This window comes from Salinimicrobium sp. TH3 (assembly GCF_026676115.1).
Classification (GTDB): domain Bacteria; phylum Bacteroidota; class Bacteroidia; order Flavobacteriales; family Flavobacteriaceae; genus Salinimicrobium.
Window position 1 is genome coordinate 33,370 of sequence record NZ_JAPONB010000015.1, and the last position, 19,681, is coordinate 53,050.

Sequence of the window (19,681 nt, forward strand, 5' to 3'; positions counted from 1 at the left end):
CAAAAACATTCAACTAAAGGTTTTGATAGCTTCCGCTGGACTATTCAAATAGGATTTTGCTATTGGATCTTTTCATATAACTAACCACCAATACCACACATTATGAAGGAAAAACTACTCAAGATCTTATTTGTAATTCTTTGTATAAGCAGTATTCCTAGCCTGCAAGCCCAGTCATACGACTACCTTGCCCTGGTTGGAGATGCGACTTCTGCCGGCTACAACCCTTACGGAACGATAGATACTAGAATGGAGGAGACCTCTCCTGGTGTTTGGAAATGGGAAGGTACTCTTAAAGGTGCCGGGGTATTTAAAATACATACCGCGCAAGGAGACTGGTGTGATGGTGAATGGTTAGGTCCTGTAAATCCTGGGGATGTCCTGCCTACCTCTCCAAACAACTATAATAGTTGGTCAGGATGTGATAAAGATCTTAAATGGGATGTTCCGGCTGATGGATTTTATTCTATTACTGTGGATACCATTGCCGGGACGATAGTAAGTGAAGAATTACCCTATTATCCAAATCTCTACCTTATTGGTTCTGCGACAGTAAGCGACTGGAGTGCCGACCTTGCCAGGGAAATGACACAGGATCCTTCCAATCCTGCCATCTTCACCTGGGAAGGAACTTTTGATCAGAATTATGAGTCAGGGTTCAGTGATGGTGAGTTCAAGATCCTTAGCGTGCGGAATTTGGAGTCAGGTTGGGATGAAATTAGAGCTACCTCGGCCAATGCAGATCCTTTAAGTTCCAATTCTTTTGTAGTGGAAGAAGGAGGAACCGGCAATGATTTTAAGTGGCAAATTACTGATGCTAATCGTGGCAGTTACCGTATCACATTAAACCTTGACACGCAGTCTATAAATTTTGAAAGACTTGATTATTATCCAAATCTTTATGTTTTTGGAGATGCGACAGCTAAAGGTTGGTATACAGAGTCAGAAGACCAGAAATTCACTCAGGATGAGACAAATCCTGAAGTGTTCAGTTATAGAGGAAATTTTGTTCTGGGAAGCTTTAAAATTCACACATACGTCGGTGGTTTTAGTTGGGGGGATTACATTGTCCCCACCGCGGCAGACCAGGATATTTCAGCTACTGATTATGAGATAAACAGACAGGGACAGGGCAATGACTTTAACTGGTCAATTTCCGAGGCCGGAATTTATACAATTACCTTAAACCAGGCTGCCAATACCATAAACATGATTTTGGATACAGATGGTGATGGCACAAAAGACAGTGAAGATGCTTTCCCTGAAGATCCTGAAGAAGATACCGACACAGATGGGGATGGTACAGGTAATAATGCAGACACAGATGATGACGGAGACAAACAAACAGATGAAGATGAGTTTGCATGTGGCTCTGATCCTTTAGATCCCTCCTCTGTTTCAACTGATACAGATGCTGATAATATTCCAGATTGTGTGGACACAGATGATGACGGGGATGGAGTAAACGATGAAGAAGATGTATTTCCTCTTGATAAAAATGAAACTACTGACACAGATAGTGATGGTACCGGTAATAATGCAGATACAGATGACGACGGCGATGGACAATCAGACGAACATGAGACCGCCTGTGGTTCCGACCTCTTAGACGTTTCTTCTGTTTCAATTGACACTGACTCTGATAATATTCCCGATTGTGTGGACCCGGATGATGACGGGGATGGAGTAAACGATGAAGAGGATGCATTTCCTCTTGATAAGGATGAAACAACCGATACAGATAGAGATGGAACAGGTAACATTGCTGATACTGATGATGATAATGACGGTCAGATCGATGAACATGAAACTTCATGTGGTTCAGATCCCTTAGATGCATCTTCAGTTTCTACTGATACTGACTCTGACGGAATACCCGATTGTGTAGATTCTAATGATGATACCGATACCGACTCCGATGGAATTCCTGATGTGACAGATACCGACGACGATAACGACGGACAATCAGACGAACATGAGATCGCTTGTGGTTCAGATCCATTAGACGCTTCTTCCGTTTCTACTGACACTGATTCTGATAATATTCCTGATTGTGTGGACCCGGATGACGATGGGGATGGCGTGAATGACGAAGAAGATGCATTTCCTCTGAATCCTTCCGAAGATACAGACACCGATAATGATGGAATAGGTAATAACGCAGATATAGATGACGACGGCGACGGGCAGTCAGACGAAGATGAGATCGCCTGTGATTCGGATACCTTAGACCCTTCTTCCATTTCTACTGACACTGATTCTGATAATATTCCTGATTGTGTGGACCCGGATGACGATGGGGATGGCGTGAACGATGAAGAAGATGCATTCCCGCTTGATGCCACCGAAGATACCGATACAGATAACGATGGGATTGGGGACAACACCGATACAGATGATGATGGTGATGGGCAATCAGATGAAGATGAACTTGCATGCGAGTCCGATCCTTTAGATGCTTCCTCTGTTGCAATTGATGCCGACAATGACGGAATCCCCGACTGTGTGGATTCCATTGATGATACTGATACAGATTCTGATGGAATTCCCGATGTGACTGATGCAGATGATGATAATGACGGACAAACAGATGAAGATGAGAACTCCTGTGGTTCTGATCCTTTGAATTCGGCCTCGATCTCCATTGATACAGATTCCAATAACATCCCGAATTGTGTAGATACAGATGATGATGGAGATGGAGTAAACGATGAAGAAGATGCATTCCCGCTTGATGCAACGGAAAATACGGATACCGATAATGATGGAGTAGGAAACAATGCAGATACAGATGATGACGGTGATGGGCAATTTGATGAAGATGAGCTTTCCTGTGGTTCAGATCCTTTAAATTCAGCCTCCACCTCCACAGATACTGATTCTGATAACATCCCAAATTGTATGGACACAGATGACGATGGAGATGGAGTGAACGACGGGGAAGATGCCTTTCCTCTTGATGCAACGGAAATTGCTGATACCGATAATGATGGAATAGGTAATAATGCCGATTTCGATGATGACGGGGACGGGCAGACAGATGAAGATGAACTAGCCTGTGGATCAGATCCTTTAGATGCTTCATCAATGGCTACTGATACAGATGGCGACAGCACACCAGACTGTAAGGAAGAAACTCCCATTCAATATCTTGCTTTGGTTGGAGAAGCGACTTCAACAGGCTGGAACCCTTATGGAACCATAGACAGCAGAATGGAAGAGGCCTCTTCCGGAGTTTGGAAATGGGAAGGCTCCCTTAAAGGATCCGAAGTATTTAAGATTCATACTGTACAGGGAGATTGGTGTGATGGTCAATGGCTGGTTCCTGAAAATGACGGGGATGTTCTATCTACCACTCCATACCCCTATGATGTCTCGTTTGGATGTGCACCCAATGATTACAAATGGGCTGTTCCTGCAGATGGAGTTTATGCTATTACCGTTAACACCAATACCGGAACAATCGTAAGTAAGGAAATTTCTCATTATCCAAATCTATATATAATTGGTACCGCTACAGTGGGTGACTGGAATGCAGATCTTGCAAGGGAAATGACACAGGACCCATCAAATCCCGCCATCTTCACCTGGGAAGGGAACCTGGACCAGGATTTCGAGGAGGAATATAAGGATGCCGAGTTCAAGATCCTTAGTGTTCGAACTTTTGAAAAAGGTTGGGATGAGATCAGGGCTAGTTCTGCCAATGCAGATCCTTTAAGTTCGAATTCTTTTGTAGTGGAAGAAGGCGGAACAGGAAATGATTATAAGTGGCAGATTACCGATGCTAATCGTGGAAGCTACAGAATCATTCTTAATCTGGAAACTAAGTCCATAGATTTTGAAAGACTTGGTTACTACCCAAACCTGTATGTAGTTGGTGATGCTACAACTAAAGGTTGGAACCCGTGGTCTGAAAATCTGCAATTCACTCAGGACCAGACTAATCCTGAACTATTTAGCTTTAGAGGGAACTTTGTTCCGGGAAGCTTTAAAGTCCACACCTACGTTGGAGATTGGAATTGGGGAGATTGCATTGTGCCAACCGAAGCAGACCAGAATATTTCAGCCACCGATTACGAAATAAACCGTCAGGGCCAGGGCAATGACTATAAATGGACAATTTCTGAAGAGGGGATGTATACTATCACTTTAGACCAGGCTGCCAATACCATAAACATCATTCTTGATACAGATGGGGATGGCACTGAAGACAGCGAGGATGCTTTTCCTGAAGATCCTAATGAGGATACTGATACAGATGGGGATGGAATAGGTAATAATGCCGATCCTGATGATGACGAAGACGGTCAAATAGATGAACATGAGCTCACATGTGGTTCAGATCCATTGGATGCTTCTTCAATGGCTCCTGACCTTGATGGGGATAAAATACCTGATTGTGTAGATTCAAATGATGATACAGATACAGATGAGGATGGATCTCCAGATGTTATTGATTCGGATGATGACGGTGACGGACAGTCAGATAAAGACGAACTTGCTTGTGGATCAGATCCTTTAGATACTACTTCATTGTCTGTTGATAAAGACGGTGATGCTATTCCTGATTGTGTGGACACAGATGATGATGGAGATGGAGTAGCGGATGAAGTAGATGCATTTCCTCTTAATTCATCAGAAGATACAGATACCGATGAGGATGGAGTAGGAAACAATGCAGATACAGATGACGACGGAGACGGACAATCTGATGTAGATGAGCTTGCTTGTGGATCAGATCCTTTAGATGCTTCATCAATGGCAACTGATACAGATGGCGACAGCACACCAGATTGTAAAGAAGAATCTGCTTACGAGTATCTTTCTCTTGTGGGAGATGCGACCTCTGCACGCTGGACTCCTCAGGGGAAACCGGACACCAGAATGGAAATGATCTCTTCGGGAGTATGGCAGTGGGAGGGAACCCTTAAAGGTTCCGGATTATTTAAGATACATACTGTAGAAGGTGGCTGGTGTGATGGCCAATGGTTAGTTCCTGTAAATGACGGGGATGTTATGCCAACCACTTCATATTCCTATGATGTTACCTATGGTTGTGAGCCTAATGATTATAAATGGAATGTACCGGCAGATGGATTTTATTCTATAACTGTAAATACCAATACAGGTACGATCATAAGTAAGGAATTATCTTATCAGCCGAATTTATATATTATAGGTTCTGCCACAGTGAGTGACTGGAGTGCCGATCTTGCCAGGGAAATGACGCAGGATCCTCAAAACCCGGCCATCTTCACCTGGGAAGGAACGCTCAATCAGAATTATGACTCAGGATTTAATGATGGCGAATTCAAGATTCTTAGCGCACGTACTTTTGAACCGGGGTGGGATGAAATCAGAGCTACTTCTGCCAATGCAGATCCTCTAAGCTCCACTTCTTTTGTAGTGGAAGAAGGCGGAACAGGGAATGATTATAAGTGGCAAATCACCGATGGTAATCGTGGAAGCTACAGGATCACTCTTAACCTGGAAACTAAGTCTATAGACTTTGAAAGACTTGGTTACTATCCGAACCTGTATGTAGTTGGTGATGCTACAACTAAAGGTTGGAACCCATGGTCTGAAGACCTGAAATTCACTCAGGACGAGGCAAATCCTGAAGTATTTAGCTTTAGAGGGAACTTTGTTCCGGGAAGCTTTAAGATCCACACCTACGTTGGGGATTGGAATTGGGGAGATTACATAGTGGCAACCGAAGCAGATCAGGACATTTCAGCCACCGATTATGAGATTAACCGACAGGGCCAGGGCAATGACTATAAATGGATAATTTCTGAAGAGGGGATGTATACCATCACTTTAGATCAGGCTTCAAACACAATCAATATTATTCATGATACAGATGGAGATGGGACTCCAGATAGCGAAGATGCTTTTCCTGAAGATCAGGAGGAAGATACCGATACAGATGGTGACGGCGTAGGTAATAATGCTGATAAAGATGATGACGGCGACGGGCAATCAGATGAAGATGAAACTGCCTGTGGTTCAGATCCCCTGGACGCCGCTTCAACCGCTATCGATACAGATAAGGATCATACTCCCAACTGTGTGGATCCCGATGATAGTACAGATACAGATTCAGACGGTATTCCCGATGTGACCGATCCTGACGATGATAATGATGGAGTTCCGGATGCCGAAGATGCATTCCCTCTGGATGAAAATGAGGATACTGACACAGATAATGACGGAATAGGAAATAACGCCGATCCTGATGATGATAACGACGGAGTTTTAGATGAAGAAGATGCATTTCCTCTTGATGAGACTGAAACCGTGGATACAGACGAGGACGGGATAGGTGACAACGCCGATACCGATGATGACGGAGACGGACAATCAGATGTACATGAGACTGCATGTGGTTCAGATCCTCTTGAGGCAGCTTCAACCGCTACCGACCCAGATGCTGATAATATTCCAAACTGTGTAGATCTTGATGATGATGGAGATGGGGTGACAGATGATCAGGATGCCTTTCCTCTGGATCCTTCCGAGGATACAGATACCGACAATGACGGTGCCGGAAACAATGCCGATACCGATGATGACGGCGACGGGCAAACAGATGAACATGAAAATGCCTGCGGTTCAGATCCCCTGGATTCAGCCTCCACCTCTTCAGACTTTGATGGAGATAAGATTCCTGATTGTGTGGATGTGGATGATGATGGCGACGGAGTAGAGGATTCTCAGGACGACTGTGCTAGTTCAGATCCTGATAAGCCGGTAAACTTAGATGGTTGCAGCATTTTCTCTTTACCTGCCGATAATTTTACTGTTGAATCAACAAATACAAGTTGTTATGGTGTGACAAATGGAAAAATTCGTGTCAGTGTTGCCGCACCGGGATACAACTACATGGTAAGCATTCCAGATCACGATCCTGTAGCATTGCCCGAAGGTTATTCCCTTGATTATACCTTTACCGGACTAGCTCCCGGCGTATATCCGGTTTGCTTTACCATTGAAGGAGAGGAGGACTACCAACAGTGCTTCGAGGTGAAAATTGAGGAACCTGAAGCAGTCATGGCATCTACACAGATGAACTATAGCAAATCAAGTTTGAAAATTAATTTAGATGGTCCCGATAAGTTCTATCTCTCTATCAATAATCAGGTACAGGTACTTACTGCCGGTACACACGATGTAGCTCTAAAGGCCGGAATGAACGAGATAAGCATAAAAGGGGAGCAGGAATGCCAGGGAGAGTATTTCGAAAGGATCTTTGTTTCAGAAGATGTGAGACTTTACCCTAATCCTACTTCAGGGCCCGTTCAAATGTACATCCCGGGACTCGACACCAATGTTCAAATCAGTGTATTAAATTTTCACGGGGCACAGGTTTGGGCAGAGAAAGTATCTGTTAGTAATTCAAGAGTGGCAGAAATGAACCTTGGGAATCTCGAAGCAGGAACTTATATACTTAAGATTAAAGGTGAGAAAACTAATGAGACACTAAAAGTTATTATAAAATGAAAAACTTAAGAAATATTCTTGGTGTTCTTTTCCTTATTACGATTACAGCATGTGATAAGGAAGATGATAACATAATTGAAGAAGAAGCAAAGGTTCCGGGAGAAGTTCTCCTGATTGCACCACTCCAGAATGAAACCTGTGAAGAAGGTGTGGATGTTTCTGATGAGGTGAGTAAAATTACCTTTGAATGGAATACTGCTGAAAATTCGGAAATGTATGATCTAATTATTACGGATCCTGAGAGCGGTGCTGAAGTAGCCTATTTTAAGAATCTCAATGTTACTTCAAGAAGCGTGGATCTTGTTAAAGACAGATCCTATACCTGGGAGGTGATTTCAAAAAATTCTGAAACTACTGAGACAGGTTCTAGCGAGTCCTGGAATTTTTACCTGGTTGGCGATCCCCAAAGTAATTACGCTCCTTTTCCTGCTGAAATAATTAAGCCCGCAAATTCTTCTTCTGTAGAATTAGCAGATGCTAAGTTGGTGCTGGAATGGCAGGGTGCAGATCCCGACGGGGACGAGTTGACCTACACCATCTTTTTAGATAAAGTCGATGGAAAACAAGAGCCAACAGAAGATTTTCAAAATTTATCCGGTACGTCTCTTGAGGTCGAATTGGATGCCAATGAGACCTACTTCTGGCGAGTTAAATCATTTGACGGGCAGAATAGTAGTTACAGCCCCGTAAATTATTTTAAAACCTAATTATGCTAAACCCTACAAAAATAGTCATCATCTCTGTTTTGAGCATCTTCCTTTCGTTAAAAGGATTTGCTCAGGATACGGCAGCCTTTGCCTGCAATTCCTATGAATTAAGCGGGAATAAAGCAGTATTTGGCTGTGAGAACGGTGCTAAACTATCTCTGGAATTCCTGGATTCAAAGAACATTAAGTTCTGGTATGCTCCCACGGGGGAATTTACCCGCAACAATGAATCCTTTGCCGTTATTAATGAAGAATTTGATCCAAATTTCAACATTAACGTGGAAGAAAATGCTTCAAACTTCGAAATATTCACCGGTGACCTGCGGGTGATGGTACACAAAAAGCCGTTCAAAATTCAGATTTTTGACAGGTATCAACGGCTTGTTTTAGGAGATCTTGATGCGGAAGCTTATGTTACTGAAGGAACACGGACTGAAACACGAAAAGTCCTGCGGGAAGAAGAGCAGTTCTTTGGTCTGGGAGAGAAAACCGGTCCGCTAAACCGCCGGGGACGTTCTTTCACGATGTGGAACAGTGATAAACCCTGTTATTCAGATACCGAGGATCCATTGTACAAGAGCATTCCCTTCTTTTTAAGCACCTATAACTACGGAATCTTCTTCGACAACACTTATAAAACAGAATTTGACTTCGGAGAAAAATCTGAGGAATATTTCTCATTTTCGGCACCCGATGGGGCGTTTATCTATTACTTCATGTACGGCAAAGACCTGAAGGAAGTAATTCAAAGTTTTGTTAACCTTACCGGAAAGCCTATTATGCCACCAAACTGGGCCCTGGGATGGTCCCAAAGCCGCGGTATGCTCGTTAATGAAGAGCTTACCAGAGAAATTGCAACAGAGTACCGAAAAAGGGAAATTCCAATCGACATTATTTACCAGGATATTGGCTGGGTGGAAGGCCTGCAGAACTTCGAATGGAGAAAAGACAGATATGACAATCCAAAAAAGATGCTTTCAGATCTGGCTGAAGATGGATTTAAAGTAATCATTTCTCAGGATCCGGTAATTTCTCAGGCTGTTGAAGATCAGTGGCTAGAGGCGGCAAAAAAGGGATTTTTGGCAACCGATATACGCACCGGAAAACCTTATGACATGCCCTGGCCATGGGGAGGTAATGCCGGAGTTGTAGACTTCACCGATCCCAAAGTAGCCGACTGGTGGGGTGAATTACAACAAAAGCCACTTGATGACGGGGTAAAAGGATTCTGGACAGACATGGGCGAACCTGCATGGAGCAATGAAGAAAGTACCGACAGGCTTTATATGAAGCACCACAAAGGTATGCATGCCGAGATACACAACGTCTATGGACTGGAATGGGACCGCGTGGTAACCCAACAATTTGAAAAGAGAAACCCAAATCAGCGGGTTTTCCAAATGACCAGGGCGGCCTATGCCGGAATGCAACGCTACACTTTTGGCTGGAGCGGCGATAGCGGAAACGGAAGAGATGTTACCGACGGCTGGGAGAATCTTGCCGACCAGGTGCCGATGGGAATGTCTGCAGGCCTGGGACTTATTCCGTTCTGGACTACAGATATTTCCGGTTATTGCGGAGAGATCACAGATTATGAAGAATTTTCAGAATTGTATGTCCGCTGGTTGCAGTTTGGAATTTTTAATCCGTTGAGCCGGGTCCACCACGAAGGAAACAATGCAGTGGAACCCTGGTTATTTGGAGAGGAAGCCGAAAAAATAGCAAAAGAAGCTATTGAACTCAAGTATCAGCTACATCCTTATATCTACACCTATTCAAGGGAAGCATATGACACAGGCTTGCCAATTATGCGACCATTGTTGCTGGAATATCCTTCAGAGGAAGAAACCTATGAATTAGATAATCAGTTCTTGTTTGGAGAGGAACTGCTTATAGCTCCTGTGGTTGAGGAAGGAGTAACTTACCGACAGGTTTACTTGCCAAAAGGAAACTGGAGAGATTATAATGATCCAAAAAGGTCTTTTAAGGGAAAGCAGTTTATTGACTATGACACCCCTCTTGGAGTAATTCCCATATTCGTAAAAGAAGGTGCCATAATTCCGAAAATGCCGGTGATGCCTTATATAGGTGCCATGAAAAATGCGCCTTTGATCCTGGAGATCTTTCCGGGAGCAAAACCTTCAGAATTTACGCTTTATGAGGATGAGGGAACAACAAATGATTATCGAAAAGATCATTTTGTAAAGACGATGATTGAAAGTAAAACAACTTCTTCAGAAGTAGTCGTAACAATTAATGAGCCGCAGGAAAATAACTTCAGCAATAATGAAAAAAGAAATTTTTGGCTGGAGATCTACCTGGAAGAGAAGCCGATAGCAGTGAACCTGAACGGAAAAATTCTGGCGGAGAAGCCTGCAGAGGAGCTTAAGAAAAAATGGAATACTATCTTTGATGTTTCGGGATATCATTATGATACCGAAAACAATCGACTTTTTATAAGGTTTCCTGATAATAAAAAGAAACAATTAATTACCCTTAATAAATAAATACCAAATGAAAAAATTGAAGATGAAGCAGTTACTAATAATCTCCTGCCTTTGGTTAAGTTTTACTGCAGTGGCGGTAGCTCAAAAAGTCTCTTCCCCTAATGGGGAGGTGCAAATGCAGTTTGTGTTACTGGAAGACGGAACTCCTGCTTATAGCCTTTTTTACAAAGGTGAGCCTGTGATCGAAACTAGTAAGCTGGGATTGATCCTAAAAAATGATGAGCATAATCTAATCAATAATTTTGAAGTCATAGAACGTGAAGAGTCTGATTTTGAGGAAACCTGGGAACCGGTTTGGGGAGAAGAAAGCGAGATTCTGAATAAATACAACGAACTGGCAATAGTGCTAAACCAAAAGCCAACAGATCGTCAAATGATCATAAGGTTTAGAGTTTTCAATGACGGACTCGGGTTTAGATATGAATTTCCGCAGCAGCAAAACCTGGGGCATTTCATTATAGAAGATGAAAAAACCCAGTTTGCTATGACAGGGGATCACACCGCTTTCTGGATCCCGGGAGATTACGATACACAGGAATATGATTACATTGAATCAAAACTTTCTGAAATTAGAGGAGAAATGGAAGGTTCTATTACAGATAACCTCTCCCAAACCTCATTTTCGGATACCGGGGTGCAAACTTCCCTTTTGATGAAAACAGATGAAGGACTTTATATTAACCTGCACGAAGCGGCTTTGCTCGATTATTCTGCAATGCACCTGGAGCTGGATGATGAGAACATGATCTTCGAATCATGGCTTACTCCAGATGTTACAGGTAATAAAGCATACATGATCGCACCAGGGAAGACTCCCTGGAGAACAATTATCGTAAGTGACGATGCCAGGGATATCCTTGCCTCAAGAATGACTTACAATTTAAACGATCCTGTGGCTATTGATGATACTTCATGGATCAAACCTATGAAATACGTAGGAGTTTGGTGGGAAATGATCACAGGAAAAAGCAGCTGGCACTACACTAATGATTTTGCCGCAGTAAAACTTGGAGAAACAGATTTTGAAAATGCCACGCCTAATGAAACTCATGGTGCCACTACAGAAAATGTTAAGCGGTATATAGATTTCGCTGCCGAGCACGGTTTTGACGGAGTTCTTGTGGAAGGCTGGAACATTGGCTGGGAAGACTGGTTTGGGAATTCCAAGGATTACGTTTTTGACTTTATGACTCCATATCCCGATTTTGACCTTGAGGAGATAAGAGATTATGCAAAGAGCAAAGGTGTGGAAATGGTAATGCACCATGAAACTTCCTCTTCGGTAAGAAATTATGAGCGCCATTTGGATTCAGCTTATCAATTCATGAAAGATCACGGTTACAATGCTGTGAAGAGTGGATATGTGGGAGACATTCTTCCAAGAGGAGAGAACCACTACAGCCAGTGGCTGGTGGATCACTACCAGTACGCTATTGAAAAAGCGGCAGATTATGAGATCATGGTTAATGCTCACGAAGCCGTTAGGCCTACAGGAGTTGCCCGTACCTGGCCCAACCTTATTGCCAATGAATCGGCAAGAGGGACAGAATACCAGGCTTTTGGAGGTTCCAAGCCTAACCACGTGACAGTACTTCCATTCACCAGGCTTTTAGGAGGGCCAATGGATTATACTCCAGGGATCTTTGAAATGGATATTAGTAAGGTAAATCCTGAAAATGATTCGTGGGTAAACAGTACCATTGCTAATCAACTGGCATTATATGTAACTATGTATAGTCCGCTACAAATGGCTGCCGACCTTCCTGAGAACTACGAAAGGTTTATGGATGCATTTCAGTTTATTAAAGATGTCGGAATGGATTGGGAAGAGAGTGTTTATCTTGAAGCTGAACCGGGAGATTACATTACAATTGCGCGTAAAGAAAAAGGTACTGAAAAATGGTTCGTTGGAAATGTAAACGGGGAAACCCCGAGAACTTCAAAAATATCTTTTGATTTCCTTGAACCCGGACAAAAGTATATTGCTACCATTTATTCCGATGCTAAAGATGCGCATTACAAAAAGAACCCGCAGGCCTATAACATCAGGAAAGTTGTTGTGACCAGCAAGAGTGATCTAAAGCAGTGGAGCGCTCCGGGAGGAGGGTATGCAATTAGCATAGTTCCCGCCGAAAAGAAGGAAACAAAAGGTTTGAAAAAGCTTTAAGCTGAAGAACATTTTTATAATTAACCGCCTGAAAATAGCATTTTCTGGCGGTTTTTTTATGTGCTTTTCTGAAGCTTCAACAAACCAGATCAAATTAAATATTCTAAAACCTTTGTTAGGATTTAGCTGAAACATCCCTATTCTTCTGAAGTTTTTGTACTTTAAATCGAAACTTAAAATATAAATTATGAAAACCGCTTCTATATTAAAGAACCTGGAATATAATGATACAAAACCTGCTGTCCACGTTTTAATGGATACCGATAGCAGTAAAGAGATACGAATAGCTATGAAAAAAGGACAGGTTATGAAAGAACATAAAACACCTTATCCTATTGTTGTAGAATTATTTGAGGGAATAATAACGTTTGGAGTCAATGGAGAGGTACACAAAATAGAAAAAGGGGATATGTTATCTCTTGAAGGAAATATACCGCATGATCTTAAAGCTGAAGAAGACAGTATAGTTCGGTTGTCCCTGTCAAAATCAGATTCTGCCGAGAGGGTGAAAGGAGTAGCTGAAGGTTCTTAATAATTCCTTCATGATAACCTGTTTTGAAATAAAGTAGCTGCTTAAAATCTTGCGATTTTGAGCAGCTACTTTATTTTATATGCTAGCAACATCCGGAATCCGGGGTGCAACATGCTCCCTGTTCCTGTAAATTGGACATTATGAGTTTAGGTTTGTCTTTTTTTGCTCCGGGTTTTTCCGCATAAACTGTGACACTGAAAATTCCCGTTTTTCCCTTTTTAAATTCAGTTATTTCTTGTTCTGAAAGGTACTTTTCCAGAATGTCATCTGGGAGAGTGATAGTTTTTTCCTTCTGAAGAATAAGATTTTGAAAACCTGCATGTTCAATGTACGTCAAGTAATCATCTTTTTGAATTGCTCCTGCCACACATCCTGCATACATCTCTGCGTCTTCGCGTAAAGCTTCGGGCAAATCCCCCACTAAAACAATATCTGAAATGCTGAAGTGTCCTCCGGGTTTAAGAACCCTAAAGATCTCGGCGATCACTTTCTGTTTATTTGGGACCAGGTTTAATACACAGTTGCTCACAATGACATCTGCACTATTGTCGTTTACAGGCATCTCATCAATATCTCCTTCCCGGAATTCCACATTGTTGAATCCAAGTTTTTCGGCATTCGCACGGGCTTTATTGATCATTGTGGGGGTAAAATCAATCCCTATCACTTTACCTTCAGCACCGGTTTCATGGCGGGCTACAAAGCAGTCATTACCGGCTCCCGATCCCAAATCTATAACGGTGTCACCTTTTTTAATTCCTGCATAGTGAGTAGGAAGGCCACAACCAAGACCAAGGTCGGCATCTTCCAGATACCCTTCTGTGCCGGTGTAATCGTCCATCATTATATTATATACCTTGTTGGAAGGCGTAGTGGCACCGCAGCAGGAAGCAGCATTTTCTACTTTCCCCTGCTCCGCGATCTTAGAATACCGCTCTTTAACCGAATCTTTAAGTTCTTGTTCTGTTTTCATCTTTGAAAGTTTGTGTAAAACAAATAACATTATTAATCATTGTAATATTACGATAATAAAATTACAGTAAAAAATGTCCGCTTGTTTTTCATTTAGATTTTTTTTTGCGTTTAAAGTAACCTTCTGTAGTGAGTTTTTTTAGAGTATTTTTTTAAATTTATTAGTGCTAAACTTCTGACGGTTCGTCTACTAAAAAAATGGTTATGAAGTTATTTCTTAGCCTTGCGTTAATTCTGACTTTCCAAAATTGTGTTTCACAAAACCCATTTTCCGAAAGCAGATCAGGGTTCTTTCTTAAGGATACGCTCATTTCCATTGAAGCCAATCCTGCTGCCGGATTTTCACATGAATATTTACTCATGATCCCGAAAGGAACTACAAAAGCTAAAACACGCTTCCTGGTTGTTGAGCCAAATAATTCCGGTTTTACATCAGATTCTATTGAATTACATCGGAAAGGGGCAATTTTTGTGGCCACAAAAAGATCCATAGGGAATATCGTTGCCACCGAACTTGATTTGCCGTTACTTGTACCGGTTTTTCCAAGGACGAGAAAGGAAAATCTGGTTTACACCCACGCCCTGGACAGGGATGCCATGCTTTCCCAAAATGAGGAGCTCGAACGCCTGGACTTGCAGTTGCTGGCGATGGTTAGCGATGCCAGGCGAAGATTACAGGATTTGGGAATTCCGGTAGAGGAAAAAGTAGTAATGACAGGATTCTCGGCATCCGGAAGTTTTGTCAACCGCTTTACATTTTTGCATCCTGGGAAAATTCAGGCCGTAGTTTCCGGTGGCTTGAATGGTATCCTCATGTTGCCAGTAAAGGAGATCAATAATTATACACTTAATTATCCTTTGGGGATCAATGACCTTCAGGAGATCTCGGGCAGCGAAATAGATATTGAAGTATATAAAAAGGTGCCGCAGTTCATTTTTATGGGAAAACTTGATGACAACGACGCAGTGCTTTATGACGATGCCTATAGCGAAGAAGAGCGTACGCTTGTATATGCGACTGTTGGGGAGCAAATGCAACCAGAGCGATGGGAGACCTGTCAAAAGATTTATAAAAACGAAGGCGTAAATGCAGAATTCCATACCTATGAAGAAGTAGGACATTGGTCTACCCCTAAGATCAATGGGGAGGTGATTGAATTTATCAAAGAGCAGATTACCCAGGAAGGGGAGGAGTAATAATATTCAGCAGATCCAGGTTGCGGGAGTTTAAAATATTCGGTTTCAAAAATGGCATTTTCTGCACCTATCCCTGGTTTAGTTTTCTACATTTCTTTTTCCTAAATAAAAGTTAATTATTACATTTGGCCCGCTTCCCTAAGGCAACTACATCAAAACCTAAACATCCAGAGTAATGGAAAAAGTTATTGTTGCTGTCGTTACCGCAATTTTATGCTCTATTTTTAGTGCAAAAGCCCAGAAGAGCGATCTTGGATGCGGAGCCAGGGAGGGAGCTGACTCGGCTACCCCTTGGGATCGAGTTGAAATGGATGATCGTCCCTTAATAAACTACTGGTACAAACCAACCCAATTGGGATAGTTTCCTGTTTTACAGATCCCTTTTCTTTAGTTCGGCTTTGGAAATGCCTTTTTCGAGGGCTTCTTCGCGGCTAAGATCGTGATCGGCATAGTATTCCGAAGCGTACTGCAGCGCCATTGATCTTATATCATCATCAAGGCTGTTAAGCCGCTTTTGAAACTTTTCAAAATCTTTGTAATCTTCCATAATGTATTTTTCAATTGTAAGAAAAAATAGCCTCTTTAAGCAAACTTATTTCGAGGCGGGGGAATATTCTATTTAAGAACAGGAGAGACTAAAATTTAAGCAATTCCCGGGAGGTGACCAAAGATTAAAGCGTAGTTAACAGCTTCTAAAAGTAATCTATTGCAACAAGGGGCAAAAACCGATTCAGATCTTGAAATACAACCGGCTAATACAGCTGGCTTGTAGTTAATGTACTGATATTTTTTGAGTCATTAATTAGATGAGACAGTTCAAATTATAAACAGCCAATAAGGTTAAAAGATCTTTCCTTGAAAATTATCTGGTCGAAAACCACCCATGGAATAGCAAGATTGGTGTGGAATCTAAATTTATTAGCAACCTTATAAATCTTTTACTCTATTTCTCTGAAGTCTCTCTTTCGAGCTCCCCCAGCAGTTCATCGACAGTTAGATTTAAATTCTCCTCTGTTGAATACAATCTGTAATTAATCTTTTTACCCGAGAGCTTTATTTGTCCATGCGAGTTAGAGATCTCCCGCCAGGTTTCGGGCACTCTTATTCTTAAGGCCTCATTGTTGTACAGGCTACTGTCCAAATGAATTATATGATGAGATACAGATAACTCCTTTCCGAAAAGACCTGTTCTTTTAAAGTCAGTCAACGAATTCTCCTTTGAGTCAAAGAGTACTACGAAGTAACTTTTTTCGGTAGTCACATTTAAATCGGTCATGCTTACCGAATAGTAAAAGGAGATAGGTAGAATTAGCAATAGGATAAGTTCACCAACAAACAGTATTCTATAGTTAATTTTTCTTACGATAAACCTTTCGATCCCATAAAGAACAAAAACAAACAGAGAAATTGGAATTGCAATTGCGGCAAGGAATGCAGAAGCTTGGGTTGTTGAAAATATTTCAATAACGGCCCAGAGGAATATGAAAAAAAATATACCGGCAAGAACAACTACCGGGGTTACCGGGAAGAGCATTTTCTTTAAAAGGTTCTTTATTCCGTCCAAAGCCTTATCTTAAAGGTGGGAGTTGCCCGGGAGTAATGCTTAAAAAAACCCTTCTTAAAGATAATTCTTTCCTCCCATTTATCCTGTGTTCAAATTTGGAAATATACTCTGCTTATCTTGTTTTTTTATTGGTTAAAACCTCTTTTAATACGACCATAAGCAGAGATTTGTAAATACATCTTGACCTCATTCATTCGAGATGAACATCAAAGGCAGTTTTTTTTGAAAAACCTTCCTGGTTATCTGAAGAAATCAGGAAAGCAGGAATAAGTTGCTATGGTACACCATTCTATCCTTAAACTAATTATTGATCCCTACTAATATCCTGCCGCAGCGTCATCTCCCCGGGGATCGGCGCCTCCTTCCAGTTTTCCACTGGGAAGGACCAGAATAGCGTTAACTTTTCCTAATATGGTGAATTCTCCCACAGAGACCTCATATCCTTTAAATTGGAGAGAATCCAGGGTAGCTTCAGCAAAAGAATCGGGTTCAAAAAGTACTTCGTCTGGTAACCATTGATGGTGAAACCTGGGTGCGCTCACAGCCTGTTGCATTCCCATTCTGTATTCAGCAACATTTAAAATAGTCTGCATTACTGAGGTGATTATAGTGGATCCGCCCGGGGAACCCAGAACCATCCAAAGTTCACCTTCCTTTTCTACAATCGAAGGAGTCATTGAACTCAACATTCTTTTCCCGGGCTCAATGGCATTGGCTTCACCTCCTATGAGTCCAAACATGTTGGGTACTCCGGGTTTGGCACTAAAGTCATCCATTTCGTTGTTCAGGAAAAAACCTAATTCCTCCATGTAAAGTTTTGAACCGTAAGCTCCATTAAGTGTGGTAGTCACCGAGACCGCATTTCCTTCGGAATCCACAATAGAGTAGTGAGTGGTTTCCATACTTTCATAACCGGGAATGTTGCCGTGACTAATGGCAGAGGAGGGAGTGGCACTGTCAAAGCTGAAGCTGTGCATACGATCCTCCAGATATTCATCGGTGAGTAGTTTTTTCGTTGGAATATCCACAAAATCGGGGTCACCCAGATAGTGGCCGCGATCGGCATAAGCTCTTCTTTCGGCCTCGGTGATCACCTGGATCGACTTTACCGAATTATGGCCATATTCTTCCAGGGGATAGGGTTCGATCATTTTCATTATTTGGGCCATCACAATTCCACCGCTCGATGGGGGAGACATTGAGATGATCCTCAAGTCGTCGTAAGTGAAAGAAATAGGATCCCGCCATTGCGCCTCGTAAGCAGAAAGGTCTTCCAATGAAATAATCCCCCCATTATCCTGAATGAAACTTACCATTTTTTCTGCAGTCTCTCCGGAATAAAATTCGTTCCTCCCCCTGGTTGCAAGCTTTACGAGAGTCGCTGCTAAAGCATGGTTTTTAAGAGTGTCCCCGGGTTCATGAGCTTTTGCAAATAAGACGTCCTCTCCGTTGGCTTTAATAATTGCACTTCTGTGTTTTTTAAGTGAGGCTGCCTGATTTGCGGTGACTACAAATCCTCGTTGTGCCAGAGCAATGACAGGAGCCAGGATCTTCTCCATGGACATACTGCCAAATTTTTCATGGACAGCAAAAATACCGGCTACAGTTCCCGGAACACCCACTGCCAGGCCTCCAAACCTGCTTTTTACAGGATCTGCATTTCCCAAACTATCGAGGTACATGTCAGGATGTGTCCCAAGCGGTGCCTTTTCCCGGTAATCAAGAGCGCCGGTTTCACCTGTGTTAAGCCTGTACACCATGAATCCCCCTCCACCAAGATTGCCGGCATATGGATAAACTACAGCCAGGGCCATCTCTGTAGCTACCATGGCATCAAATGCATTGCCTCCTTGTCTTAGGATCTCTAGCCCAATTTTTGAAGCTTCTTTTCTTGCCGATACCACCATGGCATGTTCTGCTACCAGCCCGCGTTCAGAAAGAGAGGGGTAGATTTTCGGTTCAGTAGGAATTTTGCAGGATTGCTGAAGAAGAATTAGAAGGAAAAAGACAATATATTTCTTCATTTTTGGTCGGCTGTTTTTAGTGCAGAGGCTAAACTAAGGCAAAAAACCGATAGCTATTCAAAAAAAGATCTTAAACCCATATTGATATTAGTAAAATTATGGTTTTAGCGTTTTAAAAAATTCCTTTAGACCTCTGATTTCCTGTTATTTTACGACAGACTTAAATTAGAAAAAAGAGAAAGGCCGGAAAAAGCTATATTTCCCTTTGAAAATTACAAATAAGCTGCTTAATTTGCACTCTCATTTCGGGATGTGGCGCAGTCCGGTAGCGTATACGTCTGGGGGGCGTAGGGTCGCAGGTTCAAATCCTGTCATCCCGACAAGCACAAAAGCGATGCGAGAGCATCGCTTTTCTTGTTTTAGGAGGTGCGCAAAATTTATTTTGCAGTACCGACGAAAACAAGAAAAGCTGACGGTGAAGCCGGCAGAGCTTTTGTATTTCCAGCGATGGATGTAATGAGGATTCTTTAAATCCTGGACCCCTCGGGTAATATTCAAATTACAAGCA

At 42.2% G+C, this 19,681-nt stretch carries 10 protein-coding genes and 1 tRNA gene; 7 read left to right on the top strand and 4 right to left on the bottom strand.

Annotation, left to right across the window (positions count from 1 at the left end):
- Positions 1-102 precede the first annotated feature (102 nt).
- The 5 genes from OU683_RS16365 to OU683_RS16385 all read left to right on the top strand — a co-directional run bounded on the left by OU683_RS16365 (position 103) and on the right by OU683_RS16385 (position 13,416).
- Positions 103-7,503, top strand: a complete 7,401-nt coding sequence (locus OU683_RS16365; RefSeq protein WP_268140279.1) for a T9SS type A sorting domain-containing protein — start codon at positions 103-105, stop codon at positions 7,501-7,503.
- A complete protein-coding gene (locus OU683_RS16370; RefSeq protein WP_268140281.1) occupies positions 7,500-8,210 on the top strand; it encodes a hypothetical protein in 711 nt (236 codons plus the stop codon). The genes OU683_RS16365 and OU683_RS16370 overlap by 4 nt, the downstream gene beginning before the upstream one ends.
- A 2-nt stretch (positions 8,211-8,212) precedes the next feature.
- On the top strand, positions 8,213-10,717 hold the full coding sequence (locus tag OU683_RS16375; protein ID WP_268140283.1) for a glycoside hydrolase family 31 protein: 2,505 nt from the start codon (positions 8,213-8,215) through the stop codon (positions 10,715-10,717).
- A gap of 22 nt (positions 10,718-10,739) precedes the next feature.
- Positions 10,740-12,884 (top strand): glycoside hydrolase family 97 protein, encoded by a 2,145-nt coding sequence (locus OU683_RS16380; protein ID WP_268140299.1) that lies wholly within the window; start codon positions 10,740-10,742, stop codon positions 12,882-12,884.
- Positions 12,885-13,071: 187 nt separating this feature from the next.
- Positions 13,072-13,416, top strand: a complete 345-nt coding sequence (locus OU683_RS16385; RefSeq protein WP_268140285.1) for a cupin domain-containing protein — start codon at positions 13,072-13,074, stop codon at positions 13,414-13,416.
- Positions 13,417-13,498: 82 nt separating this feature from the next.
- Here OU683_RS16385 and OU683_RS16390 read toward each other — a convergent pair whose 3' ends face one another.
- Entirely contained in the window at positions 13,499-14,389 is an 891-nt protein-coding gene (locus OU683_RS16390) for an arsenite methyltransferase (RefSeq protein ID WP_268140287.1), read from the bottom strand.
- Positions 14,390-14,592: 203 nt separating this feature from the next.
- Between OU683_RS16390 and OU683_RS16395 the strand changes: the two genes are divergently transcribed.
- A complete protein-coding gene (locus OU683_RS16395) occupies positions 14,593-15,585 on the top strand; it encodes a hypothetical protein (RefSeq protein WP_268140289.1) in 993 nt (330 codons plus the stop codon).
- A 370-nt stretch (positions 15,586-15,955) separates the two neighbouring features.
- On the opposite strand, the gene OU683_RS16400 is transcribed toward OU683_RS16395, so the two are convergent.
- From OU683_RS16400 to ggt, 3 genes are all read right to left on the bottom strand, one after another.
- Positions 15,956-16,132, bottom strand: a complete 177-nt coding sequence (locus OU683_RS16400) for a hypothetical protein (protein WP_268140291.1) — start codon at positions 16,130-16,132, stop codon at positions 15,956-15,958.
- A 396-nt stretch (positions 16,133-16,528) separates the two neighbouring features.
- A complete protein-coding gene (locus OU683_RS16405; RefSeq protein ID WP_268140294.1) occupies positions 16,529-17,149 on the bottom strand; it encodes a hypothetical protein in 621 nt (206 codons plus the stop codon).
- A gap of 317 nt (positions 17,150-17,466) precedes the next feature.
- The gene (gene ggt / locus OU683_RS16410; protein ID WP_268140296.1) at positions 17,467-19,173 is read right to left on the bottom strand and encodes a gamma-glutamyltransferase; all 1,707 of its coding nucleotides are present in this window, start codon (positions 19,171-19,173) and stop codon (positions 17,467-17,469) included.
- Between the two features lie 246 nt (positions 19,174-19,419).
- Between ggt and OU683_RS16415 the strand changes: the two genes are divergently transcribed.
- A tRNA-Pro gene (locus OU683_RS16415) sits at positions 19,420-19,493 on the top strand.
- Positions 19,494-19,681 lie beyond the last annotated feature (188 nt).